Genomic DNA, 19653 nt, shown 5'->3' with positions numbered 1-19653 from the left:
GGGGTTACTCCTTGGCCGAAACATTGATTGCCCGATTGGAGCGATCAATTGGCCGCACCTCCTGCCCGGGATGCAGCACATGCACACCGGCAGCGACGATCCAGTCATCGGCCTTGAGGCCTTCGAGTACCGGCACGCTCTTTTCGCCAAAAGGCCCCACCCGCACCGGCACTTGCTCAAGTTTGTTGTCCTGGCCGACACGCCACACGTAAGCCGAGCCGTTCTCGGCAGTCAAGGCCGACAGAGGCACCGACAGAGAACTCGCGCCTTCACCTTCAATAAAGACCCGGGCACTTTGGCCCAGTTCGGCGGGCACCTTGCCAGAGGTGAACGTGATGCGGGCAGCAAAGGTACGTGACTTCGGATCGGCCGACGGCGACAGCTCGCGGATGCGTCCGCTGAAACGCTGGCCGGGTTGCGACCACAACTCAACCGCTACCGGCAAACCGATCTTGAAGCGGCCAAAATCCTGTTCGGGCAAGCTGATCAAAACTTCACGCTCACCATCGGCAGCCAGGGTGAACACTGTTTGTCCGGCATTGACCACCTGCCCGACTTCGACCTGACGCTGGGCGATTACGCCATCTTGTGGAGCGCGCAGCACCGCATAGCTCGCCTGGTTACTGGCCACATCCTGCTCGGCCTTGAGCTGCTGGAGCTTGGCAACGCCTGAGCGGTAGAGGTTTTCGGCGTTGTCGAACTGCGAACGGCTGACCATCTGGCGATCCAGCAAGGTCTTGTAGCGGTCGCGTTCAGCACGCACCAGATTCAGGTTGGCTTGCCCGGCAGCCACTTGGGCACGGGTAGCGTCCAGTTGCAGACGCACGTCTTGTGGGTCCAGCTCTGCCAAGGGCTGATTGGCCTTGACCCGCTCACCTTCGTCCACCAGACGCCTGGTGACTTTGCCGCCAATACGAAACGCCAGTTGCGGGTCGAAACGTGCACGTACTTCACCCGGATAGCTCTGGCTTGCCAGCGTTGAAGGCTGCGGATGCACCACCATCGCCGGGCTGATGCTGATTTTTGCAGGCTCTTGCTGCCCACACCCAGACAATAAAAAAACCAGACAGACAGGCACAGCGCGGGGCAAGGCATGGCGCAACATGTGGACGACCTTTCGCTAATGGGGCTTGGAATATTTATACTGGCTGCATGTTATTAATACTAAACTCACCAGTCCAGTAATAAACGGATATGTCTGACAATCCTTTACCCCCCAATGCACTCGGCCGCCCCAAGGACCTGGCAAAACGCCAGTCGATCCTTGACGCCGCCAAATCCCTGTTTTTGACCAAGGGCTACGCCAACACCAGCATGGATGCGGTTGCAGGCCTGGCAGGCGTGTCAAAACTCACGGTCTACAGCCACTTCACTGATAAAGAGACGCTGTTTTCTTCGGCGATCATGTCCAAATGCACCGAGCAATTACCGGTTCTTTTTTTTGAATTGCCCGCAGGCAAGCCGATCGAGGCGGTGCTGTTGAATATCGCCCGAGGCTTTCAAGTGCTGATCAACAGCGAAGAATCGCTGAACCTGCACCGCCTGATGGTCACCCTGGGCAGCCAGGACCCGAAGCTGTCGCAGATTTTTCTGGAGGCCGGGCCCGAACGCGTGGTGCACGAGATGGAGGGGCTGCTGCGCAAGATGGACCAGAGCGGCGCGCTGCGGATCGACGATCCTCACTACGCGGCGGAACACTTCTTCTGCATGCTCAAGGGCGCCCCCAACTTTCGCCTGCTGTTTGGCGGCGGTGAACCGCTGGCGCCGCAGGAAAGCGAGGCCCATGCGCAGGAAGTGGTGGGGATGTTCATGCGGGCGTATCGACCTGAGTAAAGCCCCCCATCACCCTGTGGGAGCGGGCTTGCTCGCGATTCAGTCGACGCGGTGTATCTGAACAACCCCGCCGATGCTATCGCGAGCAAGCCCGCTCCCACATGCTCAGGGCTTGAGTGCTTTCTTCGGATAAATATCGTACCGGCTCGATTTCCCGTCCAGCGCATGGCTTGGCTTGGGGCCTGCAATGCAGGGTGCCTTGCGGGGCCGCTTGACCACCACACGGTGGGTCGCCAGCGCCAGCGCGGCCTCAAGCAGGGCCGGGGCATCGTTGTCATCGCCTACTAACGGGCGAAACAGGCGCATTTCCTTTTTCACCAGAGCGGTTTTCTCGCGATGGGGGAACATCGGGTCCAGGTAGATCACTTGCGGCGGCTCGCCCTCCCAATTACGCATCACTTCAATCGAGTTGCCTTTGAGCAAGTGCATGCGCGACACGATCGGTGCCACTTCAAAGTCATCCAGGCCGCGGGCCAGTCCGTCTTCGAGCAATGCGCCGATCAGCGGCTGACGTTCGATCAGGCTCATCTCACAGCCCAGGCTTGCCAGCACGAACGCATCCTTGCCCAAGCCTGCCGTGGCATCCAGCACCCGTGGGCGTACGCCTTGTTGAATCCCCACCGCCTTGGCAATCATCTGCCCCGTGCCGCCGCCGAACAAACGGCGATGGGCTGCGCCGCCTTCAACAAAATCAACCCGCACCGGACCTGGCGCGTCTGGCCCCAGTTGCTGCAACTGCAAACCCTGGGCGCTCAATTGCAAGGCGAACTCCGCGTCTGGCTCATCCATTGGCAAACCCAGACGCTCAGCCCATTGCTCGGCCAAGGCCTGGTAGGCCTCGTCCAGCGCCTCGACTTTGATACGACAGCCCGCTGCTTGCTCAATCATCTAAAAACACGCTCAAAAATTTAATGATCGGCAAAGGCTGCCGATAAATGAAATATCCGGCATTTTGCCAGAGCTGGGCGTTAACCGAGAGCTATGTCAGACATTCATTGCGCACCCATCGGCTTTATTACGCCAATTGGCGACTTCGGCCGGCACAATTCGCAGATCACGGGCAGTGTCAATCACCTGTGGAAGGACTTCTACGCCCAGGCGTTGGCAGAACAATCCGGCGCTGAAGAATGTGCGGCGTTTGATGCAGGGCTGCCCGCCAAAGATGAACATGCCGAACCCCGTGGTGGCAGTGATCTGTTGGTTAATATCGTCACCCAGCGCCACTGCGAGGTTCAGGACACCGAACGGCGCCCGCCCGAAGCCCTGTTTTTGCCCATTGCCGAATTCGAACTGGACCTGCTGCCACCGCCTGCCGTGCCCTTCCCGCCTGAAGACATGATCGAACAACAGCACCAGCAGGACTACAACAACACGTGGGTGCGCCCCATCGTCATGGCCCAGGGTCACCCCCTGCCCGACCCGGGCCCGGGACCTGAGCCGCGACCTTTGCACCTGCCGATTGCCGAGTTTGAGCTGGACTTGCTGCCTCCGCCCGCCGAGCCGTTCGACGCCATTACATTGATCGAACAACAACGGGCAATGGACTTCGATGTTGGCTGGGCTCGCCCGATCGTTATCAACAACCTGCGCATGGCCGCTTAAAGCAGACCCAGTTGTTCACGAGCCTGGGGTTGATGCAACTCGGGCAATGGGGGCAACCCCGGTAACCGTTCGCTCAATTGATGGTGAAAACGCCGTGCCAGTTCAGGTGCACGGTGATTGTCCGGCGTATGCAAAAACACGTAGGGCGTACGCCCCTCCTCGATCCAGCCCGCGACTTTTTCAATCCAGGGCAACAGATAAGGATCGTTGGCCTCAAGCTCCGGGCGGCCAATAAAACGCACTTGCGGAAATTGAGTAAAGGCTGCAGGGCGTGGCGGCACTTTGGGCTTTTTTGATTGCGCGTGAAGCACCGCAGGATCGGTCGAGTGGCAACTGAACAGTGCCCGTGGATCAAGGCAGATACGCTCGACACCGCGGTCCATCAGCAAGCGATTGAGCAGGCGCTCGGCATCGCCTCTGGCAAAGAACTCCGGGTGACGCACCTCGACGGCCAGCGGGCACTGCAACGTGTCCATGAAGCTCACCAGCTCGCTCAAACGTTGTGGCCCGAAGCTGGCCGGCAGTTGCAGCCAGAACGGTGCTACGCGCGCTCCCAAGGGGCTCAACAAGTGCAGGAAGTCGTCTGCGGCGTGCAACTGCTCGCGTAAATCGCCGCCGTGGCTGATATCCCGTGCAAACTTGGCGGTAAACCTGAAGTGTTCAGGCAGGTTGCGCACCCAGCGCTCCACCGTGGTCGGTGCCGGGCGAGCATAGAACGTGGTGTTGCCTTCGACTGCATTGAAGACCTGCGCATACAGACTCAAAAAATCAGCCGGGCGCGCGTTCTGCGGGTACAGGCCTTCACGCCAGGCGTTTTCACTCCAGGACGGGCAACCGAGGTAGTAAGGGAGGGGCGAGTACGTCATGGCTCAAATATACAAATCCAGCCCCATTACTTCCGTTTCCCAATCGACGAAGCCTGCGGTGGTCAGGTAGCTGGCAAGGGCACTGGCCGCGCTTTTGCTCATGGCTCGCTGGAAGATCATGTCCTGGGAGCGAACCGGCAACTGGCTGATGCGCTCACCGGAAGGTGGCGTACGGGCAGCCTGGGGGGTGTTTTCGAACGAGGCTTCATTGTCGTCAACGGACTCATCAACCAGCGGCTGACCTTTACGCGGCTTGCGCTTGATCGGGTAGGACTGGGAAGAAAAGCCGTCAATGCGCATGGCAACAAGCTCGTTAGCGATAGTTACAATTTAGCGGCGCTGGCCAGACTAAGCAAATGGGCCGGCTATTTTGTAGATACTCTGTTGGCGGTCAACCCTGCCTGTGGGAGCGAGCCTGCTCGCGAACTTCACTTCGCGAGCAGGCTCGCTCCCACAGTTGACGTTTCTTTTAGACCTTGCGGCTACAACAGCGGATCAAACGCCACGTTCAGCTTTTGTAGCCGCCACCTTGTCGCGCAAGTACACCGGTTGTGCATCATCGGCCCGGATGGCCTCACCACGGGCCCAGGCAAAGCGGGCCAGGGTCAGCAGGTCTTCGGCGTGAGGCAACATGCCCGCGTCCATGGCATAGGGTTTGACGCTCAAACGATCGGCATAACCCCAGCCGGTACCGGCACCAAACCAGTCACCGCTGGCACCCTCCGGCAAAGCGGCGGCTTCAGGTGCAAGCACCGCCTCAGCGCCTTGCAGACGCATCTCCCCCGCCTGTTCGCGGTAGCAGCCCCAATACACTTCGTCCATGCGCGCATCAATGGCCGACACCACTTGGGTCGCACCGTGCTCACGATGGGCGCGCTGGGCCAGTACCGCCAGATTGGAAACCGGCAACACTGGGCGCTCCAGCGCAAAAGCCAAGCCCTGCACCACGCCGATGGCGATGCGCACACCGGTAAAGGCGCCAGGCCCGCGCCCGAAAGCGATGGCATCGACCGCCGACAGCTCGACGCCGGCCGCAGCCAGCAAGTCTTTGATCATCGGCAACAGTTTTTGCGCGTGCAGGCGCGGGATCACCTCGTAGTGGCTAGTAACCTTGCCATCGTGCAACAAGGCAACTGAGCAAGCTTCAGTCGCGGTATCCAGGGCCAGCAAGGTGCTCATCGGTGTTCCCGTCAGAATCAAAATTGGAAAAAGTGCAGCAGTATAAACAACAACAGCCCGCAAGCGGGCTGTTGTGATGACGCAAAATCGACTTATCAGCTCAGCGCTTCAAGCACCTTGGCCGTGATCGATTCTACCGAGCCAACGCCTTCAACGTGGCTGTACTTGGGCTTGCCCTGGGCAGCAGCCAGCTTCTGGTAGAAGTCCACCAGCGGCTTGGTTTGCGAGTGGTAGACCGACAGGCGGTGACGAACGGTTTCTTCGGTGTCGTCCTTGCGCTGTACCAGGTCTTCGCCGGTCACATCGTCCTTGCCTTCCACTTTTGGCGGGTTGTAGACGGTGTGGTAAACGCGGCCCGAAGCTTCGTGTACGCGACGGCCAGCGATACGCTGAACGATCTCTTCGTCTTCAACGGCGATTTCCAGCACGTGGTCCAGTTCAACACCGGCTTTTACCAGGGCTTCAGCTTGCGGAATGGTGCGCGGGAAACCGTCGAACAGGAAACCGTTGACGCAATCTGGTTGAGCAATACGCTCTTTCACCAGGTTGATGATCAGATCGTCAGACACCAGACCACCGCTGTCCATCACGCTTTTAGCGATCAGGCCCAGCTCGGTGCCGGCTTTGACGGCTGCACGCAACATGTCGCCAGTGGAGATTTGCGGGATGCCAAATTTTTCAGTGATGAACTTTGCCTGAGTACCTTTACCGGCCCCGGGAGCTCCCAGCAGAATTACGCGCATCGATGTGCTCCTCAAATTTTTTATTTAAATGACAACAGACTCGCCTCTTTGGGCCAGTCTCAAAATCGGATTATGGCCATCAAAACGGCCAAGGGCTGATCAAGATACACAGCAGGCCCGGCCCACACAAGCCGCCCAAAGTAGGAATAATTACAGGCAAACCGGCCTCTGCGGCCGGGTGTCACAGGTCGCAACCCCACAATAAAGTGTCGCGCCAGCACGGGGATCGGCATCAAGCCTGTCGTCCCCCCGCCCGCCCCGGCGCGACATTCACTGCTCTTTTGCTTTAACCGGTGTTACGCAAGCCTGCCGCGATCCCGGCCACAGTCACCAGCAACGCTTGTTCCAGAGGGCTGTCCTGTGCCGCTTGCTGGCGTCGCGAACGCGCCAGAAGCTCGGCCTGCAATAGATGAAGAGGATCGAGGTAGGTGTTGCGCAAGCGGATGAATTCAAGGGTCTCCGGACTGTGCGCCATCAACTGCGCCTGACCGGTCAAGCCCAGCACCACCTCGCACGCCTGCGACAATAAGTCGCGTAAGTGCGCACCCAATGGCAGCAGTTCCGGACTCACCAAACGCTCGTCGTAGAGCCGGGCGATATCGGCATCGGCCTTGGCCAGGACCATTTCCAGCATGTCGATGCGGGTACGGAAGAACGGCCACTGTTCACGCATTTGAGCCAGCTGCTCGCCTTCACCACGCTCCAGCGCCTGGCTCAGTGCGGTTTCCCAACCCAGCCACGCGGGCAGCATCAGGCGGGTCTGGGTCCAGCCGAAAATCCACGGAATGGCCCGCAAACTTTCAATCCCGCCTGCCCGGCGTTTGGCCGGACGACTTCCCAGCGGCAATCGCCCCAGTTCCTGCTCCGGCGTTGACTGGCGGAAGTACTCCACGAACTGTGGATTGTCACGCACCACCCCACGGTAGGCTTTGACGCCGTCTGCCGCCAATTCGTCCATCAGTACCCGCCAGCCAGGTTCCGGCAGGGGTGGCGGGAGCAAGGTGGCTTCCAGTACGGCCGCCAGGTAGAGATTGAGATTCTGCTCGGCAATGTCCGGCAGGCCGAACTTGAAGCGGATCATTTCGCCCTGCTCCGTGGTACGGAAGCGCCCCGCGACGGAGCCCGGCGGCTGAGACAGAATCGCCGCGTGAGCCGGGCCACCGCCGCGTCCCACAGTGCCGCCCCGACCATGGAACAACAACAATTCAACGCCTTGCTCGCGGCAGATATTGACCAGTGACTCCTGCGCCCGGTACTGCGCCCAGGCCGCCGCCGTGGTGCCTGCATCCTTGGCTGAGTCGGAGTAGCCGATCATCACTTCCTGCGGGCCCTTCAGGTGTGCGCGATAGCCCGGTAACAGCAACAGACGCTCGATCACCGGCCCCGCATTGTCCAAGTCAGCCAGGGTTTCAAACAACGGAACCACACGCATCGGGCGCTCAAGTCCGGCCTCTTTGAGCAACAGTTGCACGGCCAGTACATCAGAGGCGGCACCGGCCATCGAAATCACGTAGGAACCCAGCGATGCCTGCGGTGCGGCCGCCACTTCACGGCAGGTTGCCAGCACTTCGGCGGTGTCGGCATCGGGCTTGAAGTAGCTGGGCAATAACGGGCGCCGGTTGCTTAACTCGCGCATCAGGAAGGTCAAGCGCGCATCTTCGTCCCAGTCTTCGTAGCGGCCAAGCCCCAGGTAGTCGGTGATTTCAGTCATGGCCGAGGCGTGGCGGGCCGCGTCCTGACGCACATCGAGGCGCACCAGAAACAGGCCAAACGTGACGGCCCGACGAAGGAAATCGAGCAATGGCCCGTCAGCGATGACGCCCATGCCGCAGGCGTGCAGGGATTGGTAGCAAAGCTCAAGCGGCTCCAGCAGCTCGCGATTGTCCTGCAACACCTCAGCCGGCGCGTCCTGCGAGCTGTTCAGGGCGCTATGCGCCCAGTTACGGGTCGCCCTCAGGCGCTCACGCAATTGCTTGAGCACAGCGCGATACGGCTCGGCACTTTCCCCGGCGACTGCCAGCAGTTGCGGGGTGGCCTGCTGCATCGACAGGTCGGCGGCCAGTTTGTCGATATCGCGCAGGTACAAGTCCGCCGCCATCCAGCGCGCCAGCAGCAGGACTTCACGGGTCACGTTGGCGGTGACATTGGGGTTGCCATCACGGTCCCCGCCCATCCAGGAAGCAAAGCGAATCGGTGCTGCCTCAAGGGGCAAGTGCAGCCCGGTGGCCGCATGCAGAGCCTTGTCCGCCTTGCGCAACATGTGCGGGACGGCGTGCCACAACGAGTGTTCGATGACTGCAAACCCCCACTTGGCTTCATCGACGGGCGTGGGCCGGGTGCGACGGATTTCTTCGGTGTGCCAGGCTTCAGCGATCAGCCGCTGCAAGCGCTGTTCGATTTCGGATTTTTCCGCGAGGGTCAGGTCACGATGATCCTGTGCAGCCAGTTGCTCAGCAATCGCATCGTATTTTTGAATCAGGGTGCGACGCGTCACCTCGGTAGGGTGTGCGGTGAGCACCAGTTCGATCTCAAGACGGCTGACCTGGCGTGCCAGCGATTCGGCGTCATGCCCTTCGGCCAGCAGTCGTTCGAGCAACTGTGGCAGCACCAACGCTTCGAATGGTTCGGCCTGGCCCTCTTCACGCCGGTGGATCAGTTCGTACTGCTCGGCAATGTTCGCCAGGTTCAAAAACTGGTTGAACGCCCGCGCAACCGGCAGCACTTCATCGTCGCTCAGGGCATCCAGAATCGCACTCAATTCCTCGCCTGTAGTGCCGCGCCGATCGGCTTTGGCCCCTTGGCGAATGCGCTCGATCTTGGCGAGAAAAGCTTCGCCGTATTGGTCACGAATCGTATTACCCAACAGCTCACCCAGCAGGTGAACATCATCGCGCAAGCGTGCATCAATATCGGTCATCAGCGGTTTCTCCAGCAGTATCCGGGGACAGCTCGTTCCCAAGAGTGCTTTGCAACGCCTGCTTTTGACAAGTCATACCCCGGGCAAAACTTAAATGTGCGCCTGACCGATCGGTCAAAAAAATTTTAGGCCATTTGCCATCTTTAATTGAACTATTCAAAAAACGCTTCGGTCACAGCCATTAACCATCACCGCTGGAACTCGTGTTCCAACACTCCGGGTGACGCCACCAGTCGTGATGGAATTAGCTGTTATTAAGGAGTTCCCCAATGGAGTTGAAGACCATGATGACCCGCACTGTCAAAACCACCTCTCCTCGCCTACGCGGGCTAAAACTGGCTGCGCTGGCAATCGGCACCAGCTTCGTTTTGGCCGGTTGTGCTGGCAATCCACCGTCAGAGCAGTACGCAGTGACTCAATCGGCCGTGAATAACGCCGTGAGCGCAGGCGCTACTGAATATGCACCGGTAGAAATGAAGTCGGCTCAGGACAAGCTCAAGCAGGCCGAACTGGCCATGCATGACAAAAAATACGATGAGGCTCGTCGTTTGTCCGAGCAAGCAGAATGGGATGCTCGTGTAGCAGAACGCAAAGCCCAGGCCGCCAAGGCAGAGAAGGCCGTTCAGGATGCTCAGAATGCCGTTCAGCAACTGCGTCAGGAAGGCATGCGCAGCGTTCAATAAACGCTGCCCTTTTTTGACTGCACCTGGCGACACAGCACTCCTAATCGATAGAAAGGACTAAATATCATGCGCAATACAGTAATGATCCCTGCCCTGTTAGCTTTGAGCGTTGGCCTGGCAGCGTGCTCGCACCAGCCAAACGTCAACCTGGAAAACGCCAAGACCAACTTCTCGGCCCTGCAAACCAACCCGGAAGCCACCAAGGTTGCAGCGCTTGAAACCAAGGACGCAGGCGACTGGCTGGACAAGGCTGAAAAGGCTTACCTGAACAAGGAAGACGAGTCCAAGGTTGACCAACTGGCTTACCTGACCAATCAGCGTGTTGAAGTGGCCAAGCAAACCATCGCGTTGCGCACCGCTGAAAACAACCTGAAGAACGCAGGCGCAGCCCGTAACCAGGCATTGCTCGATGCCCGTGATGCGCAGATCAAGCAGCTCAAAGGCATGAACTCCAAGCAAACCGAACGCGGCACCTTGGTGACCTTTGGTGATGTGCTGTTCCAGTTCGGCAAGTCCGATCTGCAACCTAACGGCCTGCGGAACATCAACACCTTGGCCAATTACCTGAACCAGAACCCGGATCGCAAGGTGATTGTCGAGGGTTACACCGACAGCGTTGGCTCGGCAGCTTTCAACCAGTCCTTGTCTGAACGCCGTGCCGAATCGGTGCGTAATGCACTGGTACGCAAAGGCGTAGACCCTACCCGCATCGTGGTTCAGGGCTATGGCAAGGAATACCCGGTCGCAAGCAACAGCACCGACTCGGCCCGTGCCCAAAACCGTCGCGTTGAAGTCACCATCTCCAACGACAACCAGCCGGTAGCACCACGCTCCTCGATGCAGTAACCCCCTGTAAAAAAGCCCCGCCTGAGTGATCAGGCGGGGCTTTTTTTGGGCGCAGATAAATCCACAACTGTGGGAGCGGGCTTGCTCGCGATGCAGACAGCGAGGTTCGTCAGGCAAACCGAGGCGATATCATCGCGAGCAAGCCCGCTCCCACAACAGAACGTTACTGCTGCAGTTTTGGTGTTTCCTGGTCCAGGCAACGCACCGCCTGTTTCTTGTTGTTGACCAGTACCCCGGTCAGGCCTTTTTGCTCGGTATCGAACAACACGATGATGCCATCGATGCACTTTGCCACCTGATTGGCCGGCGTCAGCGAGACTTTGTAGTCTTCGCCCGGGATGGTCTTGAGCATGGTGTAGTCACTGAGCAGCAGCGCGTCTTCAGGCTTGGCGAAGTGCAGGTAACCGTAGTACCACAGGGCGCCGACGGTGCCGATAATGCTGCAAATACCGGTAATGATCAGGGGAATGGCGTTGCGTTCTTCACTCATTGTTGGCTCTCGGGTTCAAGTACGGTGTTCGGTGAGGCGGGGTAATTGGCGATTTCGCCCAGTCGCCGCACGCCATTGAAATGTTGCGGGTCATCCAGGTAGCGCAGCATCACCTGACGCCAGGTCGGGTCGGCAAATGTTTGCACGTGACCACCACGGGTCAGTTGCAGCACCTTGGGCGGGGGCGCAGCCTGATACAGGCGCAGGCCATTGGAAAGCGGAACAACCGGGTCATCCAGACTGTGGAAGATCAGCATCGGTACGCCGGCCATTTGCGGCATTGCATAAACGGCGCTGTCGGCATCGGGCACCAGCCACGATAACGGCACTTGCAACGGCCAGGTCAGCCAGGAAGTACTCAAGGCAAACTGCCCCACTTCGCGGTAACTGGCTGGCACGCCATCCAGCACCATGGCCGCGACTCGAGCCCGTTGCTGCGCATGCTCGCTCAGGTAGTGAACCCCCATCGCGCCACCCAGGCTTTGCCCCAGCACAATCAGCGGCAGGCCTTGAGCCTGGGGCTCGTGTTGCAACCAGTCGAAAGCCGCGTCGATGTCCTGATACACACCTGGCAAGCCCGGCGAGCCCTGAGACAGGCCGTAACCGCGATAGTCGAGCATCAGCACTTGATAGCCCTGCGCCGGCAGCCAGGCAGTCGCGCCAAGGTGGTAGGCCAGGTTGCCGCCATTGCCGTGCAGATGCAGCACCGTACCCTTGAGCGGCACACCTTTTTTGGCCGGTAGCCACCAGCCACTCAGGCGCGTGCCATCGGCGGCAGTCAACGTCACGTCGCGATACTCCAGACCCGCGGCCGTCGGAGTGATCGGCAGGCCGGGTTCGGGATAGAACAGCAATGAACTGCATCCGCTGAGGGTCAACAGCAGGCAGAGTACAGCCAGGGTTTTCATCAAAACCAATCGCCTGAGTAGGTGTATGGGTGGGAGCGGGCTTGCTCGCGATTGCATCGACGCGATTCAACTGAAACACCACAGCGTCTGCATCGCGAGCAAGCCCGCTCCCACAGGGTTTATAAGATATTCGAGTAATCCGCTTCGATACGGTCAAGGCTCAAATGATTGAGGAAGTTGGAGAAGCACATCCAGGCCGAGAGCGCGTTCATGTCGCGAAACTGATCGGGCAGGTATTTGGGGGCTACCACCAATCCTTCATCCACCAACTGGCGCAAGGTGCGCATGTCTTCCAGCGTGGTTTTGCCACAGAACAGCAGCGGCACTTGTTCCAGCTTGCCTTTACGTACGGCCAGCTGAATGTAGTTGTAAACCATGATGAAGCCCTTGAGGTAGGACAAGTCTTTGGTGAATGGCAGTCCATTTGGCACCGACCCACGGAACACCCGACTCGCATTGCCATAGCTTTCTGGCATCTCAAAGCCTTGCTCGCGGAAGAACTCGTATACCTGCATAAAGTCCGCGCCCTCCTCCACCATGTGAATGGCACGGGTACGGTTAGTCAGTTTGCGCAGACGGCTCGGGTAGGAAGCAAAGGTGATGATCTCCATCAAAATCGCCAGGCCTTCCTGGGTCACGGTAGACGAAGGCGGACCCTTGGACAGAAAGGTGCAGATCGGCTGGTTCTGACCATTGAGCGTGGTGCCCACGTGCACCAGCCCTTCGTGGACTTCCAGCGCCCGCACATCACGCTCGTTGAACATCGCATCGGTGCGGATCTTGATGTAGTCAGCGCCTGCCGCGGCGTCCGCGACGATGCCATCGGACTCGAACACCCGAATGGTGTCTTCGGCTTCACCAAACACCTTGTTCAACCGGGTTTGCAGCAAATTCACAGCATCCTTGGCAGTCAGGGTCTTGGCTTCGTCCTTGAGCGCGCCACGCCCGTCGATGTTGTCCAGATAGTCGGACATCATCAGGCCCAGGTCGGCCAGGGTCGGGTCACCGGCATGGAACGCGTCCGATGCGGCGCCGTACAGCTCCTGGGAGATCAGCCCGAAATCTTCAGTGCCACGCGCTTCAAGCATGCGCACCACCATCCGGTACTCCTTGCACATACGACGCATGATCTGCCCGACCGGGTTGAACTGCCCCAGTTGGCGGGTGATATCACGCTCGATGTTCTGGAACTCTGACTTCACCGCCGCCGAATCAAAGGACAACGGCCGTCCAAGGTAATAGTCGCGGGTGACCGCGGGCATTTCCTTGCCTTTGGCCTTTAAAAAGCCCTGGCGGATGCTGTCGTCCCACTTCACCGCATCCAGTACACGGATCGGTGTTTGTGCCAGCACGATGCGGTCAGACAAGGTGCGTATCGTGCGCTGGTAGTCGTCCACCGGCAGCTTCCTTTAATTAAGAGCGTTACTTGGCCACACGTTTATAGCGGGCCGCTTCGACAAATACGTCGGAATTGGCCGGGTCGTCCAGGTAAGCAAAGACCTCAGCCGAAGGGCTTTTGATCAGGGTGCCAGGGCCTTCCGGCGTTTCGACCGGATCACCATTCAACACGGACTGGCCGATGGCCTGTTTGACTTGCTCCAGGTCCAGGTCGTAGATCACCAGCTCACCGTTATCGGTCAGTTCAAAACCGCTCAGGGTGTAATTGCCGCCCAGTTTGGCCGGTATCGCAGCCGAGGCATACCAGCGACTGCCGTGACGGGCAACGATGAACACATACCGCTCACGGGCCTTGGGCTCGCCCTTGGGATAAACCACTGCCTGGTAGCGCGTTTTGTCGATGGCACTGATTTCCAGATTGCGGGCTTGCCCCCAGGCGTCCTTGCTGACCCATTTACCCAGCAGTTGTTTCGGGGCTGGCTGTGGCACAAGCGGCGCCTGGCTAAAGGTCACCAAACATCCGTTCAACGTTAAAAACGACAATGCCATAAGCATCACGCGCCAAGCTTTCATGCCTGCATCCTTCTATAGAGCGGCCAGCACCAAGTGCATATAACGCGTAAGAATAGCCAGCCGGTCGTCATCCGCCTCAGGCTGCGCGCCATCAAGTAGGGCCTGATATTCCATCCGACCGATAATCGCCGTCAAGACTTTGGCATCCTGCTGAGGTTGCCTGGAGCCTAGCACTTCGAAGATCTGACAGGCGCCCAGAAGGAAAATCTGTTGATGGGCGCGTACCAGCACCGCCAACCGGGAGTTGATCAGCGCCGCCTGATGAAAGGCCTGTTCGGCCATCAACTGGTCGCGGCGGGTGAGCATTTGATGGTGAAGGTAATCGGCGGTCATCCTGGCGATATCATCGGCAAGCACCGCTCGCGCCTGCGCGCTGCCATCCCCTTGCGCCATCATCTCGCGCAACTTGCCTTCGGTGCCTTGCCACAGCTTGGCCATGAATGCTGCGCTGCGCTCAACATACTGGGCAAAGGTGTCGTTGATCAGGTCATCGATGTCCTTGAAGTAGTAGGTGGTTGCCGACAGCGGCACCCCTGCTTCAGCCGCCACGGCCCGATGGCGCACGCCGCGTACGCCGTCGCGCACCACAATGCGCATGGCGGCATCGAGGATCAGTTGGCGACGCTGCTCACTGCCATGCCGGCTGGCCTTGCGGCCCTGATACTCAACATTTTGCGCGAGCGCGACCGCGATATTTGCTGCACCTTGAGGGGTCATGACAGATTCCTTCTGAATTGAGCGGCGTTACCGAAACGATGGGAGCGAGCCTGCTCGCGAAGGTGGCTGACGATAGCGCGTGTTTACCGGTGATCGCGCAGCACCTTAGTCTTTCGCGAGCAGGCTCGCTCCCACAAACTCTCCTGAATGTTCAACTGGCTGCGCGCCAGACAATAAAAAGCCGCCTTAACGGCGGCTTTTTATTTTGCATCGTTACGCTTGTGGGCGCATGTGCGGGAACAGGATCACGTCGCGAATCGACGGCGAGTTGGTCAACAACATCACCAGACGATCGATACCGATACCTTCACCGGCAGTCGGCGGCATGCCGTATTCCAGGGCACGAACGAAGTCTGCGTCGTAGTGCATGGCTTCGTCGTCGCCTGCATCCTTGTCAGCAACCTGTGCCATGAAGCGCTCGGCCTGATCTTCAGCGTCGTTGAGCTCGGAGTAGGCGTTGGCGATTTCACGGCCACCGATAAACAGCTCGAAGCGGTCAGTGACGTTCGGGTTATCGTCGTTACGACGGGCCAGCGGCGACACTTCGAACGGGTACTGGGTGATGAAGTGCGGCTGCTCCAGCTTGTGCTCGACCAGCTCTTCGAAAATCATCACTTGCAGCTTGCCCAGACCTTCGAAGCCCAGCACTTTGGCGCCAGCTTTCTTGGCGATGGCGCGAGCCTTGTCGATGTCGTTCAGGTCGTCAGCGGTCAGCTCAGGGTTGTACTTGAGGATCGAGTCGAACACCGACAGACGCACGAACGGTTCGCCGAAATGGAACACCTTGTCGCCGTAAGGCACGTCGGTGCTGCCCAGAACCAGCTGAGCCAGCTCACGGAACAGCTCTTCGGTCAGGTCCATGTTGTCTTCGTAGTCGGCGTAAGCCTGGTAGAACTCCAACATGGTGAATTCTGGGTTGTGACGAGTCGAAACGCCTTCGTTACGGAAGTTGCGGTTGATCTCGAACACTTTTTCAAAACCACCCACCACCAGACGCTTCAGGAACAGCTCCGGCGCGATGCGCAGGTACATGTCCATGTCGAGGGCGTTGTGATGGGTTTCGAACGGTTTGGCTGCCGCACCGCCCGGGATGGTTTGCAGCATCGGCGTTTCCACTTCAAGGAAGTCGCGCGCCATCAGGAAGCTGCGGATATGGGCGATTACTTGCGAACGCACACGGAACGTGTGACGCACATCTTCGTTGACGATCAGGTCAACGTAACGCTGGCGATAACGCTGTTCGGTGTCGGTCAGACCGTGGTGCTTGTCCGGCAGCGGGCGCAGGGATTTGGTCAGCAGGCGCACGCTGGTCATTTCAACGTACAGGTCGCCTTTACCGGAGCGGGCCAGGGTACCTTCAGCGGCGATGATGTCGCCCAGGTCCCAGGTTTTCACTTCGGCCAGGGTTTCTTCGGGCAGGGTCTTGCGGTTGACGTAGACCTGGATGCGACCGGTCATGTCCTGGATCACCATGAACGAGCCACGGTTAAGCATGATGCGACCAGCAACCTTGACCGGAATGGCGGCTTCAGCCAGCTCTTCCTTGGACGCTTGCGCGTACTCCTTCTGCAGGTTGGCGCAGTAGTTGTCACGGCGGAAGTCGTTCGGGAAGGCATTACCCTTGGCGCGCTCGGCTGCAAGTTTTTCCTTGCGCAGGGCGATCAGGGCGTTTTCTTCCTGTTGCAGGTCTTGCGGATCGAGTTGTTGGTCGCTCATGTCTTAAAAAATTCCATCACAGGTTCGTTGCCCCCGCCTTGCGGCAGGGGGAAGCGGGCTTCAGCGCGCCTTTTGGGCATCGCGCTGGCTTCGCACACGTTTTGTTGCGCGACTTACAGCCCTTGTTTCAGGCTAGCTATCAGGTATTCGTCGATATCGCCGTCGAGTACCTTGTCGCAATCGCTGCGCTCGATATTGGTACGCAAATCCTTGATACGAGAAGCGTCCAGAACGTACGAGCGGATCTGATGACCCCAGCCGATGTCCGACTTGGTATCTTCCAGGGCCTGGGAAGCGGCATTGCGCTTCTGGATTTCCTGCTCGTAAAGACGCGCACGCAACATTTTCATCGCGGTGTCTTTGTTCGCATGCTGCGAACGTTCGTTCTGGCAGCTCACCACGGTGTTGGTCGGTACGTGAGTGATACGTACGGCCGAGTCGGTGGTGTTTACGTGCTGACCACCCGCACCGGAGGAACGATAGGTGTCGATCCGCAGGTCGGAGGGGTTGATGTCGATTTCGATGTTGTCGTCGATTTCCGGCGAAACGAATACAGCCGAGAACGAGGTGTGACGACGGTTGCCCGAGTCGTACGGGCTTTTGCGAACCAGACGATGGACGCCAATCTCTGTACGCAACCAACCAAACGCGTATTCGCCTTTGATGTGTACGGTTGCGCCTTTGATCCCGGCCACTTCACCGGCAGACAGTTCCATGATGGTGGCATCGAAGCCGCGCTTGTCGGCCCAACGCAAATACATCCGCAACAGGATATTGGCCCAGTCTTGCGCTTCGGTGCCACCGGAGCCGGCCTGGATGTCCAGGTAAGCGTTGTTGGCATCCATCTCACCGCTGAACATGCGGCGGAATTCGAGTTTTTCAAGGGCTTCGCGCAGACGTTCCACTTCAGCGGCAACGTCATCTACAGCGGCCTGATCTTCTTCCTCGGCAGACATCAGCAGCAGGTCTTTGGCGTCGGCCAGACCCGAGTGCATCTCATCGAGGGTTTCAACGATCTGCGCCAGCAGGGAGCGCTCGCGCCCCAGCTCCTGGGCGTACGAAGGGTTGTTCCAGACACTCGGATCTTCAAGCTCGCGATTGACTTCAGTCAGACGCTCATGCTTTTGATCGTAGTCAAAGATACCCCCGAATGGTTTCGGAGCGCTCTGACAGGTCCTTGATGCTGTTAAGGATCGGGTTGATTTCCATGGCTGGCGGCACTCGTAGGCGATTTTTACAAAGCCGGGGAGTATACCGTAAACAGAGCGTATCAGCAGCCCGCCTGGCGGGGTTCTGGGCAGGAAAATGCAGATAAACCGCACTGATCCAATCTCGAACGATCTCGCTCACAGATGATTAGGGGTAATAGCTTATTGACGCATTGCGTCAGAGATTTCCTCTTTCTGGTGAAGGCCAGATCATGGAAGTTTGTCTCCGGCCCAGATCTGCTTGCACCTTGGCAAAACGGAGGTTTAGGGTGCGCTCTTCGCTGACCTCTCAGCGGACGGAAGTGGAAGTCCGAAGCTAATCAAGCGCACAGGATGCGCTGGCCCATGTTTCATTGCTTTTGCTCTGCGCGGAACAAACCAGTGATGAAATTACCGAGTTGGGCAGCGGTGTTGAACGCGGCCTGATCTGGTCGATGGTGCACTCGGTCGAAATGGCGCGCGCCGTGGTGGACTCATTGCTGGAACGTGCCGGGTAACGATTGGTTTCGCTCTTAAAAATGCGTCACAGACATCACAAAACCCTGCGCAAAATCTGTAGCAGCTGACGAGTAGAACGAGGCTGCTACGGTTCGTGCGCAAGCCGCCACATGACAGGCCGGCCGGTTGGCCGCCTCGGCGAGCCTGCTGTTGATCTGCCCGCCCCTTCGGGAGGCCGAGAGGAGGTTCTGCGCAGTGGGTCGACCGGCATGGATGCCGGGAGAGCCGTGTTGGGCCATGGATGGCCCGTCACGGCGGGCCCACGGAGCGGGGCCGGAGCGAGGGAACCTGAGCGAAGCGAAGGCCGTACGCTGGGGCGAGGACTTTTTGGTTCCTTTTTGGTCCTTCAAAAAGGGACTCGCTGTAAGAGCGAAACCCATCTTTCAGTTAGACCCAAATGCCGGATATGTACGCCGCGGCACAGTTACCCCCTCCCCCGCACCCAAAAAATCAGAGAGCAATCACTCAATCCCCACCCGATTACGCCCATTCTTCTTGGCCAGATAAAGCCCCTTGTCCGCTGCCGAAATCAACTCACGGCAATTGCTGCTCTGTTGCGGGGTCAGGGTGGCCAGGCCAATGCTGATGGTCAAACTGCTACCAGCAACGGGCGAAATGTGCGGAATCTTCATGGCTTCAACCGACATCCGCAGTTTTTCAGCCACCAGTCGGGCGCCACCCTGGGACGTATTGGGCAGCACGATGGCAAACTCCTCGCCACCGTAACGGGCCGGCAAGTCAGACGGCCGGCTGCTGGCATCACGAATGGCCCCTGCCACTTTGCGCAACGCTTCATCCCCGTCCAGATGGCCAAAGGTGTCGTTGTAGGACTTGAAGTAATCAACATCAATCATCAGCAACGACAACTGTGTTTGCTCGCGCAGGGCACGGCGCCATTCCAGTTCCAGGTACTCATCGAAGTGACGACGATTGGACAGCCCGGTCAGGCCGTCGGAATTCATCAGTCGCTGCAGCACCAGGTTGGTATCCAGCAACTGCTGCTGGCTGACCCGTAGCGCACGGTAGGCGGCATCACGTTGCAACAGTGTCATGTAGGACCGCGAGTGATAGCGGATCCGTGCCACCAGTTCGATGTTGTCCGGCAGTTTCACCAGGTAATCATTGGCCCCCGCCGAAAACGCCGCGCTCTTGATCAGCGGATCTTCTTTGGTGGAAAGCACGATGATCGGGATGTTCTGGGTCGCCGGGTGATTGCGGTACTCGCGCACCAGGCTCAGCCCGTCCAGACCCGGCATCACCAGATCCTGCAAAATCACCGTAGGCTTGATACGGATAGCCTGAGCAATGGCCTGATGCGGGTCCGCACAAAAGTGAAAATCAATATTCTGCTCAAGGGCCAGCCCACGGCGTACGGCTTCACCGATCATTGCCTGATCGTCCACCAGCAACACCATGGCCGCGTTTTCGTCAGTTTTAACGTCGTCCAACTGCAAGTCGCTCATGCGCGTTCACCTG

At 58.7% G+C, this 19653-nt stretch carries 20 protein-coding genes; 5 read left to right on the top strand and 15 right to left on the bottom strand.

Annotated elements, in window-relative coordinates; all coding sequences use genetic code 11:
• Nucleotides 1–4: 4 nt before the first annotated feature.
• Nucleotides 5–1105, bottom strand: a complete 1101-nt coding sequence (locus tag TU76_RS07490) for an efflux RND transporter periplasmic adaptor subunit (RefSeq protein WP_019822148.1) — start codon at nt 1103–1105, stop codon at nt 5–7.
• An 89-nt stretch (nt 1106–1194) separates the two neighbouring features.
• Here TU76_RS07490 and TU76_RS07485 point away from each other — a divergent pair, with 89 nt between their 5' ends.
• On the top strand, nt 1195–1833 hold the full coding sequence (locus TU76_RS07485; protein WP_019822146.1) for a TetR/AcrR family transcriptional regulator: 639 nt from the start codon (nt 1195–1197) through the stop codon (nt 1831–1833).
• Between the two features lie 105 nt (nt 1834–1938).
• Here TU76_RS07485 and TU76_RS07480 read toward each other — a convergent pair whose 3' ends face one another.
• Entirely contained in the window at nt 1939–2721 is a 783-nt protein-coding gene (locus tag TU76_RS07480) for a class I SAM-dependent methyltransferase (RefSeq protein ID WP_019822144.1), read from the bottom strand.
• Nucleotides 2722–2814: 93 nt separating this feature from the next.
• Between TU76_RS07480 and TU76_RS07475 the strand changes: the two genes are divergently transcribed.
• Nucleotides 2815–3435 carry a hypothetical protein gene (locus tag TU76_RS07475; RefSeq protein ID WP_048351372.1) on the top strand — a complete coding sequence of 207 codons (621 nt, stop codon included), beginning with the start codon at nt 2815–2817 and terminating at the stop codon, nt 3433–3435.
• Here TU76_RS07475 and TU76_RS07470 read toward each other — a convergent pair.
• From TU76_RS07470 to ppc, 5 genes are all read right to left on the bottom strand, one after another.
• Complete coding sequence (locus TU76_RS07470) at nt 3432–4301, bottom strand: DUF72 domain-containing protein (protein WP_048351371.1); 870 nt, start codon at nt 4299–4301, stop codon at nt 3432–3434. The genes TU76_RS07475 and TU76_RS07470 overlap by 4 nt on opposite strands.
• Nucleotides 4302–4304: 3 nt before the next feature.
• Nucleotides 4305–4601, bottom strand: coding sequence for a hypothetical protein (locus tag TU76_RS07465; RefSeq protein WP_048351370.1), 297 nt, complete (start codon nt 4599–4601; stop codon nt 4305–4307).
• A 195-nt stretch (nt 4602–4796) separates the two neighbouring features.
• Entirely contained in the window at nt 4797–5480 is a 684-nt protein-coding gene (tsaB, locus tag TU76_RS07460; protein WP_019822136.1) for a tRNA (adenosine(37)-N6)-threonylcarbamoyltransferase complex dimerization subunit type 1 TsaB, read from the bottom strand.
• 95 nt (nt 5481–5575) lie between these two features.
• Nucleotides 5576–6223, bottom strand: a complete 648-nt coding sequence (gene adk, locus TU76_RS07455) for an adenylate kinase (protein ID WP_019822134.1) — start codon at nt 6221–6223, stop codon at nt 5576–5578.
• A 286-nt stretch (nt 6224–6509) separates the two neighbouring features.
• Nucleotides 6510–9140, bottom strand: coding sequence for a phosphoenolpyruvate carboxylase (gene ppc / locus TU76_RS07450; protein WP_046809328.1), 2631 nt, complete (start codon nt 9138–9140; stop codon nt 6510–6512).
• Between the two features lie 269 nt (nt 9141–9409).
• Between ppc and TU76_RS07445 the strand changes: the two genes are divergently transcribed.
• A complete protein-coding gene (locus TU76_RS07445; protein ID WP_019822131.1) occupies nt 9410–9823 on the top strand; it encodes a DUF4398 domain-containing protein in 414 nt (137 codons plus the stop codon).
• A gap of 66 nt (nt 9824–9889) precedes the next feature.
• Nucleotides 9890–10669 carry a lipotoxin F family OmpA-related lipoprotein LptF gene (gene lptF, locus TU76_RS07440; RefSeq protein ID WP_048351369.1) on the top strand — a complete coding sequence of 260 codons (780 nt, stop codon included), beginning with the start codon at nt 9890–9892 and terminating at the stop codon, nt 10667–10669.
• A gap of 163 nt (nt 10670–10832) precedes the next feature.
• Here lptF and TU76_RS07435 read toward each other — a convergent pair whose 3' ends face one another.
• The 7 genes from TU76_RS07435 to prfB form a co-directional block, all read right to left on the bottom strand.
• Complete coding sequence (locus TU76_RS07435) at nt 10833–11159, bottom strand: PA3694 family proteiin (protein WP_019822129.1); 327 nt, start codon at nt 11157–11159, stop codon at nt 10833–10835.
• Nucleotides 11156–12067, bottom strand: coding sequence for an alpha/beta hydrolase (locus TU76_RS07430; RefSeq protein WP_019822128.1), 912 nt, complete (start codon nt 12065–12067; stop codon nt 11156–11158). Before TU76_RS07430 ends, TU76_RS07435 begins: the two co-directional genes overlap by 4 nt.
• Nucleotides 12068–12186: 119 nt before the next feature.
• On the bottom strand, nt 12187–13464 hold the full coding sequence (locus TU76_RS07425; protein ID WP_019822127.1) for a flavohemoglobin expression-modulating QEGLA motif protein: 1278 nt from the start codon (nt 13462–13464) through the stop codon (nt 12187–12189).
• A 25-nt stretch (nt 13465–13489) separates the two neighbouring features.
• Nucleotides 13490–14038 (bottom strand): hypothetical protein, encoded by a 549-nt coding sequence (locus TU76_RS07420; RefSeq protein ID WP_046809330.1) that lies wholly within the window; start codon nt 14036–14038, stop codon nt 13490–13492.
• A 12-nt stretch (nt 14039–14050) separates the two neighbouring features.
• On the bottom strand, nt 14051–14755 hold the full coding sequence (locus TU76_RS07415) for a TetR/AcrR family transcriptional regulator (protein WP_048351368.1): 705 nt from the start codon (nt 14753–14755) through the stop codon (nt 14051–14053).
• A 213-nt stretch (nt 14756–14968) separates the two neighbouring features.
• Entirely contained in the window at nt 14969–16471 is a 1503-nt protein-coding gene (gene lysS, locus TU76_RS07410; protein WP_019822123.1) for a lysine--tRNA ligase, read from the bottom strand.
• A 113-nt stretch (nt 16472–16584) separates the two neighbouring features.
• A protein-coding gene (gene prfB / locus TU76_RS07405; protein ID WP_108912622.1) for a peptide chain release factor 2 occupies nt 16585–17680 on the bottom strand; the annotation gives its coding sequence in 2 pieces (ribosomal slippage) (nt 16585–17607 and nt 17609–17680; 1095 coding nt in all).
• Nucleotides 17681–18032: 352 nt separating this feature from the next.
• Here prfB and TU76_RS25200 point away from each other — a divergent pair.
• Complete coding sequence (locus TU76_RS25200) at nt 18033–18176, top strand: hypothetical protein (protein WP_019822119.1); 144 nt, start codon at nt 18033–18035, stop codon at nt 18174–18176.
• Nucleotides 18177–18638: 462 nt separating this feature from the next.
• Here TU76_RS25200 and TU76_RS07395 read toward each other — a convergent pair whose 3' ends face one another.
• Nucleotides 18639–19640: a response regulator gene (locus TU76_RS07395; protein ID WP_019822117.1), complete on the bottom strand. Its 1002-nt coding sequence runs from the start codon at nt 19638–19640 to the stop codon at nt 18639–18641.
• Nucleotides 19641–19653: the final 13 nt, after the last annotated feature.

Origin of the sequence: Pseudomonas psychrophila, from assembly GCF_001043005.1 — a bacterium.
Taxonomy (GTDB): Bacteria; Pseudomonadota; Gammaproteobacteria; order Pseudomonadales; family Pseudomonadaceae; genus Aquipseudomonas; species Aquipseudomonas psychrophila.
This window is presented reverse-complemented; position numbering and strand designations above follow the sequence as displayed.